Source organism: Mesorhizobium sp. M0991 (assembly GCF_040318915.1).
Taxonomy (GTDB): Bacteria; Pseudomonadota; Alphaproteobacteria; order Rhizobiales; family Rhizobiaceae; genus Mesorhizobium.
Genome location: NZ_JAMYNE010000010.1, coordinates 72,189 through 87,087, shown reverse-complemented (window position 1 = coordinate 87,087; position 14,899 = coordinate 72,189). Strand labels below are relative to the sequence as shown.

Below are 14,899 nucleotides of genomic sequence, written 5' to 3'. Positions count from 1 at the left end.
CGTAGCCAAGCCGGACTTTGCAGCGGCAATCGTCAAAACAAGGTTAATGTTATACTTACGATCGTGATTAATTTAACGTTTACATAAATTAGAGCGACAGGCCCGGCCCGAAGGAAAACGTGGCCAACTCGCCTGCTCGGCGCCAACGGCATAAAGCGAAATTCAGCCCGCCAGCCTGGTAAGTGCCCAGGCCATCAACGGCGAGTCGGAATAGGTGAGCAGACCGCCAATGCCAAGCGCGATGCCGTACGGAACGCCGGTCGCCTCATCGGCGAAATGGCGCAGGAACGGATTGTGGCGTGTGACGGCGGCAAGCGGCGATTTTCGATAGGCGAGGATGGCTAGCGTCAGCAGGCCGCCGATGAATGTCGAGGCGACGAGGTACTCGATGAGATGGATGTTCAGTCCCATCCACATGGCAGTGGCGGCCAGAAGCTTGGCGTCGCCGCCGCCCATGCCGCCCAGCGCGAACAGGCCGAACGTCACCGCGAGAACCAGGCCGGCGGCGGCGAAATGCCAGCCATAGGTGGCCCAGTCCATGCCGGTCAAAGGTGCAACCAAGGCGAAGACAACCACAAGCAACACCGGCACGCGATTGGCGATCGTCATCGAAAGCATGTCCGAGATCGCGGCAAAAAGCATGCAGAACGGAAACACGACGAAGATCACGGCTTCAAGCATCAGCGCGCCTATGACCAAATTGCATCTGGCCCCCAGCCTAGTCCTATTCGATTAATGATTGACGAGGCCTAAATTTCAAATCACGCCGGGACTAAATAAGGGCCGCCAATGCGGCGGCCCTTATTTGAGAACAACCGAACCTGTTACGGTCAGCTACCGTTCACCTTAGTGGAGATGGCGGTGAACTTGGCGTTCAGCGAGTTGCCGAGCTGGCCGGCGCCGACCATGATGGCGAGTGCGATAAGAGCGGCGATCAGACCGTATTCGATAGCGGTCGCGCCGGATTCGTCCTTCACAAAACGTGCGATGAGGTTAGACATTCGAGCTCCTACTCCAATTGTTACAGCACTTCCGTCAACTTCTCTTGGTGGTTGATCGGATGCTGCAAATCTAAGGAGAAGCTGTTTCAATCGGCTTAATAAACAGGCTTACCGATTCCTTTCCCGCTTCGACGACATTGCGTGGTTAACCCAGAACTAAAATACCCGCCGCTGGGCCCACGGGCTGACAAAAGGGCGCAAAAGGCGCAATTCGGCAAAGACGTTCCAGCCGTGCCGGCTGAGCCCAAATACCGGTTCCGGCTTAATCCTGAACTCCAGCCGCTTAACGGTTGGTTCACCAATCTCGTTCATGTTCTGTTGAACAGTTTGCCAGGGGAGCGCCTCAATGGCCGGGCCGAGATCATCATTTCCAGTTGCCGTGCTTTTTGCCGCAGCGGCTTTCGCCGTTCCAGCCAAGGCCGGCGCCGGCATCGAGGTGACGATGAACCAGGCAAAGATTATCAAATTGTCGCGCGCCGCCGATACGATTGTCGTCGGCAATCCGGCGATCGCCGACGCCTCCGTGCAGGACGCATCGACGATCGTACTGACCGGCAAGGGATTTGGTGTCACCAATCTCGTCGTCCTCGACCAGGAGGGCAACCCGATCGTCGATGAGCAAATAACCGTCGTGCGCCAGGCAGCGTCGTCGGTGCGCATCTATCGGCGTTCCGAAGTACAGACCATGTCCTGCGCGCCATATTGCGAAAGCTCGTATAAGAGCGATGCCGAGAAGGCCTCTGAAGCCGAAATGAGCGCCGGGCATTAGCTAGCCGACGTCTCCGCCTTTGGCGGGAACGTGCTTCGGTTATCGCCGGGTTAAGGCCTTCCCGTTGAATTTAACGGTCATTCCAACCGGACTTCAATCGGTTCCGACTAAGGGTGGGACCGATACAGAAGCGGCATCGGCGTGTAGAGAACATGAGCAAGGCACGACGAGCAGGTTTTCCCGGACGGTTTTTGGGCGACCGACGCGGAAGCACGGCGATCGAATTCGCCATGCTTGCAATTCCTTTCGCGCTTCTTGTCTTCGCCATCCTGGAGAGCTGCATTTCTTTTGCCGCACAGGAGGTGATGGCAAACGCCACAGACGACATCGCGCGCCAACTGCGTACCGGCCAACTAAGACCGGCCGATGTGTCCGGGACCAAGCTGCGGGACATGATCTGCACAAAATTGGAGATCATGGTTGCCAGCACCTGTCCCGGATTGCTGGTGGATTTGCGCGAATATCCGACCTTCGCCGATGCGGCGCTGGCCGGTTTCAAGATCCAGGATGGCGATGTCGTGCTGACCAAGGGCACGAGCACACAGACCTTCACCGTCGCACCTGGCCTGGCGGAGTCGAGAAACATGCTGCGGGTTTTTTACAAATGGCCGGTGATGACCGACTTCATGGCCAAATCGATGGCCAACCTGAAGGACGGCAAAACGCTGCATTTTGCTTCGATCACTTGGCAGAACGAGCCGTTCGACAACTGAACCACGTAGTCGCTTGAAAAGGGCAAAGCCATGATTCGTGCGGGGGCACAGCTGGGCATCGCAGGGATTTGTACAAGAGTAGTCCGGCTTTGCTCGGACCGCCGCGGTATTGCGGCTGTCGAGTTTGCCCTCATCGTGCCTGTCCTGTTGATCATGTACTTTATGACAATGGAGGCCTCGCAAGCCATCGAGACCAGCAAGAAGGTCAGCCGCATCGGCAGCATGGTAGCGGACCTCGTCACGCAGCAGCAGACCATCAAGGCGGCCGATGTCGATGCCATCATGGCGATCGGCAGTTCCACGCTTCAGCCCTACAACCGCTCGAAACCGAAGATCATTATCACGGCGATACAGGTGACGAACGAGACGACGCCGAAAGTCCTGGTCGTGTGGTCGCGCAAAGTGGTCGATGGTGTCTCTAGCGTCGACGCCGTCAAGGATTCCACCACAACGGTCCCGAGCGCGCTCAAGATCAAAGGCACTTTCCTCATTCGGGTCGAAAGCGATCTCGCCTACAAGCCAATCATCACCTGGTCGGCGGACGGCCAAAGCCGGTTCGGGTTGAGTTCGGTCTTCAATTCGATATCGATGGCGGAAACTTATTATCTGCGGCCGCGCCGGAGCCCGACCATTCCGTGTAGCGATTGCTGACGCCTGAAGCCCGCCAACCGGGCTGTTGCTAATGCTTGCGACCGCGGGCCGAGACTAGGCGCACGATGGCCGCAGCCAGCACATAGTCCCTCGGACCGGCAACGGCGAACCCGCCGGAGTGTCTCTGCTCCAGAAGATCGTAAATGTCCGGCGCGGTTGATCTGAGATTGGTGAGAAACACGGTGAGCCGGCGCTTGGCTTCGGGGTCCAGATCGCTGCGGACGGCTCCACGCCGCGCATTTCCATCGGCAGATCGACCATGCCGCGATTCGTCTCTCTCGGACCAGCACGCCAAGCCGTGCTGTTTGGGTTTCCGAATTGCCAATGGCGGCGCGGAACCCTATGTCTGAGCCAACACACAGGCAATGATGAACCTTTTAATGGCACGCGCCTTCCTTTTTGTCCTTGACTCTTTCGGCATCGGCGGCGCGGCCGATGCCGAACGCTATGGCGACACCGGCTCCAACACGTTCGCACACATCGCGCGGGCCTGCGCGGAAGGCCGCGCCGATCGCGAAGGCCTGCGTGACGGACCCCTTCTCGTACCAAACATGCTCGCGCTCGGCCTCGGCCAGGCCGCGGCAACGGCGACGGGTTTCAGGTTCGAGAATGGCGGCAGTGCCCCGCTTGCCGCCGCCTTTCACGGCGCGGCCCAAGAGGTTTCGAGCGGCAAGGACACGCCATCGGGCCATTGGGAGATAGCCGGCCTGCCGGTCCGTTTCGACTGGGGTTACTTCCCGGACACGATTCCCGCCTTTCCGGCCGAGTTGACCGAAGCAATGGTGCGTGAAGGGAAGGTGCCCGGCATCCTCGGCAATTGCCATGCTCCGGGCACCGAGATCATCGAACGGTTCGGCGAAGACCATATTCGCACCAGCAAACCGATCTGCTACACCTCGATCGACTCCGTCCTGCAGATCGCCGCGCATGAGGTCCATTTCGGCCTGGAACGGCTTTACGAGTTCTGCAAAGTGGTGCGCAGGCTCGTCGATCCGCTGAATATCGGCCGCGTCATCGCACGGCCGTTTATCGGTGAAATCGCCGCTACGTTCGAGCGAACGCATAATCGTCGCGACTATGCCGTACCGCCGCCGGAACCGACGCTGCTCGACCGGCTGACGGCGCGCGGCAGCCGGGTTATCGCGGTCGGCAAGATCGGCGACATTTTCGCCCATCGGGGGATCTCGGAAGTCCGCAAGGCTGCCGGCAACATGGCGATGTTCGACAAAGCGCTTGGTGCCATGGAAGACGCCCGCGACGGCGACCTCGTCTTCGCGAACTTTGTCGACTTCGACACCGAGTTCGGGCATCGGCGCGACGTTGCGGGGTATGCCGCCGCACTCGAAGCTTTCGACCGGCGCCTGCCCGAGGCATTCGCACGGCTGAGGCCAGGCGATCTGCTCATTTTGACCGCCGATCACGGCAACGATCCGACGTGGCGCGGCACCGACCACACGCGCGAGCGTATTCCGGTTATCGGGACACGGCCGGGTTTCAAAGGCGCAGACGTCGGACTGAGGACAACATTTGCCGACATCGGCGAAACCGTGGCCGAACATCTCGGGCTGGCGCGCGGCCGTCACGGCACCTCCTTCCATGCCGCGATAGGTGGCCATGCCTGAGCTACCGGAGGTCGAGACAGTCAGGCGCGGTCTGCAGCCGGCCCTTGAAGGTGCCCGCATTGTCGGTGTCGAGGCACGCCGGCCGGACTTGCGGTTTCCGTTCCCCGAGAGATTTTCGGAGCGGCTGACCGGCAAGACGATTGCGGCGCTCGGCCGCCGTGCCAAATATCTGACGATGCACGTGGACAACGGCCCGGTTCTGATCTGCCATCTCGGCATGTCGGGGTCGTTTCGCATCGAAACGGCCGACGAGAGCGCAACGCCCGGCGCGTTCCACTACGAACGTTCGAAAAACACCGCTCACGATCACGTCGTCTTCGAAATCGTATCACCTGCCGGCGTCCGCTCTCGCGTGATCTTCAACGACCCGCGCCGCTTCGGGTTTATGCTGTTTTCGGAAGGCGAGCCCGACATGCATCCGATGCTGGCGGGATTAGGCGTCGAGCCTACGGGCAATGCACTGGACGGCGCGCTGCTCGCTTCGTTGCTGAAAGGTCGCAAGTCACCGCTGAAAGCGGCACTTCTGGACCAACGGCTGATCGCCGGGCTAGGCAATATCTACGTCTCGGAAGCGCTTTGGCGGGCCGGCCTGTCGCCGCTGCGCGAAGCGGGCACCCTCGCGAGAGCCGGCAAGAAAGCCAAAGAGCAGAGCGAAAGCCTGGCCGAAGCAATCCGCTCGGTCGTCGCCGATGCGATCGCCGCCGGCGGCTCGTCGTTGCGCGATTATATGCAGACCGATGGATCGCTGGGCTACTTCCAGCATTCCTTCGCGGTTTACGATCGCGAGGGGGAAGCCTGCTCCAAGCCTGGTTGTCGCGGCCACATCGAGCGTATCGTGCAAAGCGGTCGCTCGACTTTCCACTGCCGGACCTGTCAGGCTTGAACCAGAAGCGAGGAGGAGGAGCAAAGCATGGGCTACGAAACCATCATCGTCGAAACCCGCGGCAAGGTCGGGCTGATTACGTTGAACCGGCCGCAGGCGCTCAATGCGCTGAATTCACAAGTGCTGGCGGAACTGGTCGCGTCGGTGAACAGCATGGGCGCAAATGCAGACATCGGCGCCATGGTCATCACTGGTTCGGACAAGGCTTTCGCGGCAGGTGCCGATATCAAGGAAATGCAGTCGATCTCCTACGTGGATGCCTATCTGCAGGATTTCTTCGTCGGCTGGGAAGAATTTACGCGGGCACGAAAGCCGATCATCGCGGCGGTGGCGGGCTATGCGCTGGGCGGCGGCTGCGAACTGGCGATGATGTGCGATTTCATCATCGCCGCCGACACCGCCAAGTTTGGCCAACCCGAGATTACGCTGGGCGTCATGCCTGGCATGGGCGGATCGCAGCGCCTGACCCGCTTCGTCGGCAAGTCGAAGGCGATGGATATGTGCCTGACGGGGCGGATGATGGACGCAGCCGAGGCCGAGCGTTCCGGCCTGGTCTCGCGCGTGGTGCCAGCCGGCGAGTTGATCGAGGAAGCGCTTAAGGCAGCGGCCAAGATTGCTAGTTTTTCCTTGCCGTCGGTGATGATGGCAAAGGAGGCCATCAACCGCGCCTATGAGACGACGCTCACCGAGGGTCTGCGGTTCGAGCGCCGGCTGTTTCATTCGCTGTTTGCGCTGGATGACCAGAAGGAAGGCATGGCGGCCTTCACCGGCAAGCGGAAGCCGAATTTCACGAACCGATGAGATGACGAAGGCGCCGGTCAAAAAGAAAGCGCTGCAGCGTTGACGCGCCGGAAAAGCTGAACTATAAGCCGCACCAACCGAGGCGGCCCTGTGGCTGCCCGTTTGTTTTTTGCGCCCTGCGGTATCCCGCAAGCGCCCACCAGATCAGAAGAGAGGCACCATGGCCAATACCTCCTCGGCCAAAAAGGCAACGCGCAAGATCGCCCGTCGCGCAGCGATCAACAAGAACCGCCGCTCCCGCGTCCGGACCTACATCCGCCAGGTCGAAGAGGCGCTCGCGGCTGGCGACAAGGCGGCCGCACAGGCTGCCTTCAAGGTGGCCGAGCCGGAATTGATGCGCGCCGCGACCAAGGGCGTGGTGCACAAGAACACGGCATCGCGCAAGGTGTCGCGGCTGGCCCAACGGGTCAAGGTGCTGTCAGCCTAATATATCCATTCCTGAACTGCGCTTCTTCAAACCCGGCCAATCGCGCCGGGTTTTTTCGTTTGCCGGCAAGTACTTAAAAGAAAGCCCGCAAAACGGCGCTCCGCGAGCATTTCAAAGTTCGAAATGCTTTGCCGGCATATACATGCCCGCTCATATTCGGAGCCTCCGAAACCGCCAATACGAAAATTTCCGAGCGTCACAGATTACCGTTTCTTTTCAGAAGCTTACCGATGGTGATCCACAGCTTGTTCACATCAGCTGCAGCCGATAGGCGACAATTGGCTGTCAAGTGAATTATTTCAGAAAATTTCGCGTTGTGTGGCCTTTTTCATATTCGCCGGAAAAGGGTTTGAATCACAATGGCTTTGTCAAAATCAACTGTTGCAGCATGGCGTTCGAAACGTCCCTTGCTAGTCAGATTCCTTAAAAATCCGTTAGGGGTGGCCTTGCCCTATCCACAGCGATTTCGGTAATGTCTGTCCATCGAAGGGACGGGCCCTTGGCCCTTGACCAGCCTGAAACCGGCCAGCTCAAATTGGCAGAGTTTACAGCGCGGATTCAACTCCGCGGACGGGGTTGGTTTGTCTTTTCGATACGGTAGGGGACTGGCGTAATTGTACATGGCAGGTCGACGGTGCGCCGGCGGTTTTTCGCCGGACGGCATTTTGTTGCCCTGACATGACCAAAGCGGATCGGCTCTTCGGCGCCGGACCGACAAGGAGGCGATTCATCAGCCGGCGGCGGCGATGGTGTCGCAGCGAAGACACGGTCGCCGGAAACATGGATGCAGGAGGCGCATCCCCGGCGGAAAACAGGTACAAGAGACAAGGAACTCGATCATGCAGAGCGGCGGCATCGAAAGGGAGCTTACAGGCGACCTCCCATTTCCTGGAACGTTAATCGGAAGGAACGACATGGCGGCTTCCAATGAAGCTGAACAGAAGTTCGATCGGGTCAAGGCCCAGCTAAAGGCGCGTCTGGGAACCGAGGTCTATTCGAGCTGGTTCGGGCGCATGAAGGTCGCTGAATCCTCCAAGGGCATTGTTCGCATCTCGGTGCCAACCGCATTCCTGCGTTCATGGATCAACGGCCACTATCTCGATCTCATCACCGAGTTGTGGAAGCACGAGGATCCGGAGATCCTCAAGATCGAGATCGTCGTTCGTACCGCCACACGCCAGGGCCGCAACAGCGTCGAGCCAGAAGTGGCCCCGGCGCGCAAGATGACCAGGCAGACGCAAACCGCGCTCTCTGTCGGCACGGCGAGCCCCAGCAGGGTCGAACGGGTCCCGGCACCCCGCCCGGGGATGCCGGCAGAGACCGAGTTCCGGCACAATGTGCTCGGTTCGCCGCTCGATCCACGCTACACTTTCACCTCCTTCATCGAAGGACCATCGAACCGAGTGGCTTTTGCCGCCGCCAAGGCGGTCGCGGAATCGCAGTCGAGCGCGGTGCGTTTCAATCCGCTCTTTCTTCACGCGACGGTCGGGCTGGGCAAAACGCATCTGTTGCAGGCCATCGCCGCAGAATCGCTGAAGCAGAATCCGAAATCGCGGGTCGTCTATCTGACGGCTGAGTATTTCATGTGGCGGTTCGCCACCGCGATCCGTGACAACAACGCACTGACGCTGAAAGAACAGCTGCGCGACATCGACCTCCTCATCATCGACGACATGCAGTTCCTGCAGGGCAAGTCGATCCAGCACGAATTCTGCCATTTGATCAACATGCTGCTCGACAGCGCCAAGCAAGTGGTGGTCGCTGCCGACCGGCCGCCGTCGGAATTGGAGTCGCTGGAGCCACGCGTCCGCTCGCGCCTCAATGGCGGCGTCGCGTTGGAAATGTCAGCCCCGGATTTCGCCATGCGCATCGGTATGCTCAAGCTCAGGCTGGCCACCGCCAAGCTCGACGATGCGTCGCTCGATATTTCCGAAGAGATCCTCAACCACGTCGCCCGCACGGTGACCGGCAGCGGGCGCGAGCTCGAAGGTGCCTTCAACCAGCTTTTGTTTCGCCAATCCTTCGAACCGCAGATCACCATCGACCGCATCGACGAGATCCTCGGCCACATCTATCGTTCGGGCGAGCCCAAGCGGGTGCGTATCGAGGACATCCAGCGCATCGTCGCGCGCCACTACAACGTGTCGAAGACCGAACTTCTGTCCAACCGGCGCACACGCACCATTGTCAAGCCACGGCAAGTCGCCATGTATCTGTCGAAGGTGATGACGCCGCGCTCGCTGCCGGAGATCGGGCGGCGGTTCGGCGGCCGTGACCATACGACCGTGCTGCATGCGGTGCGCAAGATCGAGGATCTTTCCGGTGCCGACAACACACTGGCGCAGGAACTCGAATTGCTGAGAAGGCTGATCAACGACCAGGCCTGACGGCCCGAAAAACCCCGGCTCGCGGACTTCGGCCTTTTTATCCCCAGAAAGCCCGCGCAGCCGGCCCGAACCGGTGGCGCGGGCTTGCGTTTGCCGGGTTTTTCCTGTCAGTTTACGCAGATTCTGAGCCTGTTCAGACCTTTCGCGGGGCGCCGCTTGCCGGAGACCCGTTCATTCATTCAAGCGAGCCTGTTTCGTCATGCGTGTTATCCTGGAACGGTCAAATCTCCTGAAGTCGCTCAACCATGTTCACCGCGTGGTCGAGCGGCGCAACACCATTCCGATCCTGTCGAACGTGCTGCTCAGCGCCGAGGGGGCCAGCCTTGAAATGAAGGCGACCGACCTCGACCTGGAGGTGACCGAAGCAACGCCGGCAAAGGTCGAACGTGGCGGGGCGACGACGGTCCCGGCGCATCTGCTCTACGACATCGTGCGCAAGCTTGCCGACGGCGCGGAGGTGGCGCTGAAGACCGACGAAGACGGCAACGCCATGACGGTGACGTCGGGGCGCTCGAGCTTCCGCCTGCAATGCCTGCCGCAGTCCGACTTTCCCGAGCTTTCAGCCGGGTCGTTCTCGCATATTTTCCGGCTCGATTCCGTTGGACTAAAGGGCCTCATCGAAAAGACCCAGTTCGCCATCTCGACCGAGGAGACGCGCTATTATCTGAACGGCATCTATCTGCACACGCACGAGGCCGGCGGCAAGCTGAAGCTGCGCTCGGTCGCGACCGACGGCCACCGGCTAGCGCGCGCCGAGATCGATGCGCCGGCAGGCTCTGAGGGCATGCCTGGCGTCATCATCCCGCGAAAGACGGTCAGCGAGCTGCAAAAGCTGGTCGACGATCCCGATGTTGCAGTGACCACCGAGCTGTCGGACACCAAGATCCGTTTCACCATCGGCAGCGTCATCTTGACCTCCAAGCTGATCGACGGCACTTTCCCGGACTACCAGCGCGTCATTCCGACCGGCAACGACAAGAAGCTGATTATCGATCGTCAGAGTTTCGCGGCTGCCGTCGATCGCGTTTCGACCATTTCGTCCGAACGCGGCCGGGCGGTGAAACTTTCGATCGCCGAAGGGCAGGTCACGCTTGCGGTCAACAACCCGGATTCGGGCAGTGCCACCGAGGAACTGGCGGCCGACTATTCGTCCGATCCGATCGAAATCGGCTTCAACGCCAAATACCTGCTCGACGTTGCCGCGCAACTGACCGGCACGGAGGCGAAGTTCATGCTGGCGGATGCCGGTTCCCCGACGCTGATCCACGACATGGCCGACGAGACCGCGCTCTACGTGCTGATGCCGATGCGGGTGTAGGGCCCGAACGGGGCCATCTTGCTGTCGTGACCAGATCTGCAAAACCGCAGCAGACCTACATAAGTAAGCTCACACTTACGAATTTCCGCAACTATGCGGCGTTGGCAATCGACCTTGATCCCGGCGCTGTGGTTTTCTCCGGCGACAATGGCGCCGGCAAGACCAATCTGCTTGAAGCGATCTCGCTGCTCACGCCAGGCCGCGGCCTGCGCCGCGCACCCTATGCCGAGGTGGCGCGCGAAGGCGGCGACGGTGGCTTTGCGCTGCATGCTCGGCTTGACGGGCCGGAAGGCCAGGTCGAGATCGGTACCGGGATACCGGGCAGCGACGGCGAAGGCGGCAGGCGGGTGCGGATCAACGGCGCGGCGGCACGCTCAGCCGAAGACATGCTGGAATGGCTGCGCGTGGTCTGGCTGACACCGGCCATGGACGGCCTGTTCCCCGGGCCGGCGGCCGATCGTCGGCGCTTCCTCGACCGGCTGGTACTGGCGATCGATCCCAGCCACGGCCAGCGCGCGCTTGACTACGAAAAGGCAATGCGCGGCCGCAACAGACTGCTCGCCGACGGTTCGCGCGACGGTGCCTGGTTCGATGCGATCGAGATGCAAATGGCCGAGACTGGCGTGGCAATTGCCGCGGCGCGTGCCGAACTGGTGCGCCTGCTCGCCGCCATGATCGACCGGCTGCCCGGCGACGGACCGTTTCCGCAAGCCGATATCGGCATCTCGGGCGAACTGGAAGGCGAAATCGGTATTTTGCCGGCCGTCGACGTAGAGGAACGGTTCCGTCGCGCGCTTGCCCAGGGGCGCGACCGCGACCGCACCGCCGGACGCACGCTCGACGGCCCGCACCGTTCCGACCTCGTGGTGCGCCACCGGCCCAAGGCGATGCCGGCCGAGCTCTGTTCGACCGGCGAGCAGAAGGCGCTGCTGGTCGGCATTGTCTTGTCACATGCGCGGCTAACCGGCGAAATATCGGGCATGACGCCGATCCTGCTGCTCGACGAGATTGCCGCCCATCTCGACGGCGGTCGACGGGCGGCCTTGTTCTCGATCCTGGAGGAACTGAACTGCCAGGCCTTCATGACCGGGACCGATGCCGCGTTGTTTGACAGCCTCAAGGGACGCGCGCAATTCCTGACCGTCGATCACGGCACAGTCAGGCCGACCATTTGAACTTGGTTCATGGCGCACTTCTGAGCGGCATGCATGGCGCTGACAAGCTTTCTCCTCCGCTATATGGTCCGGCGATGATCACAGCCGCCCTCACCGATGAAGAGCTCGAACGCTACGCCCGCCATATCGTGCTGCCCGAAATCGGCGGCGCCGGCCAGCAGCGGCTGAAGCGGGCGCGGGTGCTGGTCATCGGCGCCGGCGGATTGGGAGCGCCGGTGCTCGAATATCTCGCCGCCGCAGGGATTGGCACTCTGGGTATCGTCGACGACGACATCGTTTCGCTTTCCAACCTGCAACGACAAGTGATCCACGCCACGGGCGATGTCGGCATAGCGAAAACCGACAGCGCCAGAGCGGCGATCATCCGCATCAATCCAAACGTCGTCGTGGAAGAGCACAATTTCAGGCTGACCGTGGACAACGCCCCTGCTCTCATCGCCCGTTATGACATCGTCGTTGACGGCTCCGACAATTTCGAGACACGCTACGCGGTGGCCGACGCCTGCGCCGCCGAGAGCCGGCCGCTCGTGCATGCCGCCGTTGGCCGCTTCGACGGCTCGGTCACCGTGCTGAAGCCGTTCGAAACCGGCCCGGACGGCACGTTGAACCCAAGCTACCGCGATCTCTTTCCCGAGGCGCCGCCGCCGGGACTGGTGCCGTCCTGCGCGGTGGCCGGCATTGTCGGCGCGCTGACCGGGGTCATCGGCACGCTGCAAGCAATGGAAGCGATCAAGCTGATCACCGGGATTGGCGAGCCGCTGGTCGGACGACTGCTGCTCTACGATGCGCTGGCGGCACGCTTCGACACGATCCGCTACAAGCGAACCAACCGGTGAGCCTGCCTGCCGACGTTTCCATCGTGCAGCTTGCGGCCGATTTCGACCGTTGGGACGAGGTCTTGGCACTTGTCCTGCGCGCCTTCGCCTTCATGGACGGGGTTATTGACCCGCCGTCCTCGGCGCATCGGCTCACTGTCGAAAATATCAGGGCTAAAGCGATCGAGGAGACAGCATTCCTGGCGCTGAAGCAAAGCGAGATCGTCGGTTGCGTCTTCGTCCTGAAGCGCGCAGACGACCTCTATATTGGAAAGCTCGCGGTCGAGCCGGCTCTTCAGGGACAAGGCGTTGGAAAACGGCTGATGCAGGCCGTCGAAGATCTTGCCCGTAGCCACAACAGGACCGCCATCGAGCTCCAGACCCGGATCGAGCTGATAGGAAATCACGCAGCCTTTGCCCGCCTCGGTTTTCGTGAAACCGAACAGACAGCGCACAAGGGCTACGACCGGCCGACCTCAATCACTATGCGCAAGGTGCTTTCGTAAGCCAACATTATCCAAAGACGAACGCGTGGTTGCCGCGGCAAGACCATGCCGGCATGATGGCAGGTCACGCCCGCAGCGGCAGCACGCGGTCGGGCGGGCGATGACCGTCGAAGAAGGCGCGGATGTTGATGATCACCTTCTCGCCCATGTCGATACGGCCTTCGAGCGTCGCCGAACCCATATGCGGCAACAGCACGACCTTGCCTTTGTGGGCGAGCTTCAGCAGCTTGCTGTTCAGCGCCGGCTCGTGCTCGTAGACGTCGAGGCCGGCGCCGGCGATCTTGCCGTCATGGATGAGCTTGACTAGCGATTCCTCATCGATGATATCACCGCGCGCGGTGTTGACTATGTAAGCTGACGGTTGCAGAAGCGCCAGCCGCCGTGCCGACAGCAGATGAAAAGTTGCCGGTGTCGATGGGCAATTGACCGAGATAATGTCCATGCGGGCGAGCATCTGGTCGAGGCTTTCCCAATACGTCGCTTCCAACTCGTCTTCGATTGCCGGCAGCACCCGGTGGCGGTTGTGGTAGTGGATCGAGAGGCCAAAGGCCTTGGCGCGCCTGGCGACGGCAGTGCCGATGCGACCCATGCCGACAATGCCGAGCCGTTTGCCCCAGATGCGCCGGCCGAGCATCCAGGTCGGCGACCAGCCCGCCCATTTCTTGTCGCCGGTCAGCACGTTGGCGCCTTCGGCCAGCCGCCGCGGCACCGCCAGCATCAGCGCCATGGTCATGTCGGCCGTATCTTCGGTCAACACGTTCGGCGTGTTGGTGACGGTGATCCCTTTCTTGGCCGCTGCCGCAACGTCGATCTTGTCGACGCCATTGCCGAAATTGGCGATCAGCTTGAGGTTGTCGCCGGCCTGGGCAATCAGCGCCGCGTCGATATTGTCGGTCACGGTCGGCACCAGCACGTCGGCCTCCTTGACCGCCGCCACCAGTTCCGGCTGCGTCATCGGCCTGTCCTCGACATTCAAGCGGGCGTCGAACAACTCGCGCATGCGGGTCTCGACTGGGTCGGGCAACTTGCGCGTGATGACGACGAGGGGCTTCTTCTTGCCTACCATTGTTTCCTCGAACCCGATCTCGTTGAGACCTCTTTAACCAAGAACGGCGAAACTGAGAGCCGATCGCGGTACTGGTCATCCATGTAACAAGCGGTTCCGCCGAAGACAAAGAAAAAGGGGCGAAGGCCGATGGGCCGGCGCCGAAAGGAACGAAAGTGTCTGGTTTCGCGTCGCTCCGCCTGACCCTCAGTGCAGCATTCCTCGGCGCTCTCATCCATAGCCCACTGGTGATGGCGCAAAGTGCCGCCGCACCCGCCCAGAGCGTCACGCTCGGACCAAGCGGCTTGCCGCTGCCGCGCTTCGTCAGTCTGAAATCCGGCCGCGTCAACTCGCGCGTCGGGCCGGGCGTCAATTATTCCGTCGACTGGATGTATATGAAGCCAGGCCTGCCGATGGAGATCATCCAGGAGTTCGATACGTGGCGCCGCGTGCGCGATGCGGACGGCTCGGAAGGCTGGATCAATCAGTCGCTGCTGTCGGGCCGCCGCACGGCGATCGTCGCGCCCTGGCAGCGCGGCAAGGACGCCCGCGTCAACCTCCTCGACGACCCGGCAAAAGATGCAGGCGTCATCGCGATCCTCGAACCGGGGGTGATGGGCACAATCAAGTCCTGCGATGGCCAATGGTGCGAAATGACCTTCGACGGCCATACCGGCTGGCTCGCCCAGTCGCTCGTCTGGGGTGCCTATCCCGGCGAAAAGGTCAAGAACTGACGTTTCCGAACCGGAGGTCGGGCCAGCGCTGTAAGCACCGGATCCGGCATTT

General features: G+C 61.2%; 16 protein-coding genes and 1 pseudogene. 13 read left to right on the top strand and 4 right to left on the bottom strand.

What is annotated here, in order from left to right; translation table 11 throughout:
- Positions 1-162 precede the first annotated feature (162 nt).
- Both NKH70_RS16580 and NKH70_RS16575 read right to left on the bottom strand, forming a co-directional pair.
- Complete coding sequence (locus NKH70_RS16580) at positions 163-681, bottom strand: A24 family peptidase (protein WP_353025648.1); 519 nt, start codon at positions 679-681, stop codon at positions 163-165.
- A 149-nt stretch (positions 682-830) separates the two neighbouring features.
- A complete protein-coding gene (locus tag NKH70_RS16575; RefSeq protein WP_023676929.1) occupies positions 831-1,001 on the bottom strand; it encodes a Flp family type IVb pilin in 171 nt (56 codons plus the stop codon).
- 346 nt (positions 1,002-1,347) lie between these two features.
- Between NKH70_RS16575 and NKH70_RS16570 the strand changes: the two genes are divergently transcribed.
- From NKH70_RS16570 to NKH70_RS16560, 3 genes are all read left to right on the top strand, one after another.
- A complete protein-coding gene (locus tag NKH70_RS16570; RefSeq protein ID WP_352715763.1) occupies positions 1,348-1,770 on the top strand; it encodes a pilus assembly protein N-terminal domain-containing protein in 423 nt (140 codons plus the stop codon).
- A gap of 152 nt (positions 1,771-1,922) precedes the next feature.
- Entirely contained in the window at positions 1,923-2,483 is a 561-nt protein-coding gene (locus tag NKH70_RS16565; RefSeq protein WP_352978689.1) for a TadE/TadG family type IV pilus assembly protein, read from the top strand.
- A gap of 30 nt (positions 2,484-2,513) precedes the next feature.
- Positions 2,514-3,134: a TadE/TadG family type IV pilus assembly protein gene (locus NKH70_RS16560; protein WP_352914318.1), complete on the top strand. Its 621-nt coding sequence runs from the start codon at positions 2,514-2,516 to the stop codon at positions 3,132-3,134.
- On the opposite strand, the pseudogene NKH70_RS35810 reads toward NKH70_RS16560, so the two are convergent.
- Positions 3,086-3,360: pseudogene (locus NKH70_RS35810) on the bottom strand (phosphate/phosphite/phosphonate ABC transporter substrate-binding protein); the annotation flags it as partial. The gene NKH70_RS16560 and the pseudogene NKH70_RS35810 sit on opposite strands and share 49 nt — an antisense overlap.
- Positions 3,361-3,514: 154 nt before the next feature.
- Between NKH70_RS35810 and NKH70_RS16555 the strand changes: the two are divergent.
- The 9 genes from NKH70_RS16555 (at position 3,515) to NKH70_RS16515 (ending at position 13,068) form a co-directional block, all read left to right on the top strand.
- Positions 3,515-4,756 (top strand): phosphopentomutase, encoded by a 1,242-nt coding sequence (locus tag NKH70_RS16555; RefSeq protein WP_352978687.1) that lies wholly within the window; start codon positions 3,515-3,517, stop codon positions 4,754-4,756.
- Positions 4,749-5,639 (top strand): bifunctional DNA-formamidopyrimidine glycosylase/DNA-(apurinic or apyrimidinic site) lyase, encoded by an 891-nt coding sequence (gene mutM, locus NKH70_RS16550; RefSeq protein ID WP_352914322.1) that lies wholly within the window; start codon positions 4,749-4,751, stop codon positions 5,637-5,639. Before NKH70_RS16555 ends, mutM begins: the two co-directional genes overlap by 8 nt.
- Positions 5,640-5,666: 27 nt before the next feature.
- Positions 5,667-6,440, top strand: coding sequence for an enoyl-CoA hydratase (locus tag NKH70_RS16545; protein ID WP_352914324.1), 774 nt, complete (start codon positions 5,667-5,669; stop codon positions 6,438-6,440).
- A gap of 160 nt (positions 6,441-6,600) precedes the next feature.
- A complete protein-coding gene (gene rpsT, locus NKH70_RS16540) occupies positions 6,601-6,867 on the top strand; it encodes a 30S ribosomal protein S20 (protein ID WP_023676922.1) in 267 nt (88 codons plus the stop codon).
- A gap of 839 nt (positions 6,868-7,706) precedes the next feature.
- Entirely contained in the window at positions 7,707-9,254 is a 1,548-nt protein-coding gene (gene dnaA, locus NKH70_RS16535; protein ID WP_502908366.1) for a chromosomal replication initiator protein DnaA, read from the top strand.
- Between the two features lie 199 nt (positions 9,255-9,453).
- Entirely contained in the window at positions 9,454-10,572 is a 1,119-nt protein-coding gene (gene dnaN, locus NKH70_RS16530; RefSeq protein WP_023676920.1) for a DNA polymerase III subunit beta, read from the top strand.
- A gap of 26 nt (positions 10,573-10,598) precedes the next feature.
- On the top strand, positions 10,599-11,747 hold the full coding sequence (recF, locus tag NKH70_RS16525) for a DNA replication/repair protein RecF (RefSeq protein ID WP_352715778.1): 1,149 nt from the start codon (positions 10,599-10,601) through the stop codon (positions 11,745-11,747).
- Between the two features lie 74 nt (positions 11,748-11,821).
- Complete coding sequence (locus NKH70_RS16520; protein WP_352715781.1) at positions 11,822-12,583, top strand: molybdopterin-synthase adenylyltransferase MoeB; 762 nt, start codon at positions 11,822-11,824, stop codon at positions 12,581-12,583.
- The gene (locus NKH70_RS16515) at positions 12,580-13,068 is read left to right on the top strand and encodes a GNAT family N-acetyltransferase (RefSeq protein ID WP_352715782.1); all 489 of its coding nucleotides are present in this window, start codon (positions 12,580-12,582) and stop codon (positions 13,066-13,068) included. The genes NKH70_RS16520 and NKH70_RS16515 overlap by 4 nt, the downstream gene beginning before the upstream one ends.
- 64 nt (positions 13,069-13,132) lie before the next feature.
- Here NKH70_RS16515 and NKH70_RS16510 read toward each other — a convergent pair whose 3' ends face one another.
- Entirely contained in the window at positions 13,133-14,134 is a 1,002-nt protein-coding gene (locus tag NKH70_RS16510) for a 2-hydroxyacid dehydrogenase (RefSeq protein ID WP_292654007.1), read from the bottom strand.
- Between the two features lie 155 nt (positions 14,135-14,289).
- Between NKH70_RS16510 and NKH70_RS16505 the strand changes: the two genes are divergently transcribed.
- Positions 14,290-14,847 carry an SH3 domain-containing protein gene (locus NKH70_RS16505; RefSeq protein WP_023676915.1) on the top strand — a complete coding sequence of 186 codons (558 nt, stop codon included), beginning with the start codon at positions 14,290-14,292 and terminating at the stop codon, positions 14,845-14,847.
- Positions 14,848-14,899: the final 52 nt, after the last annotated feature.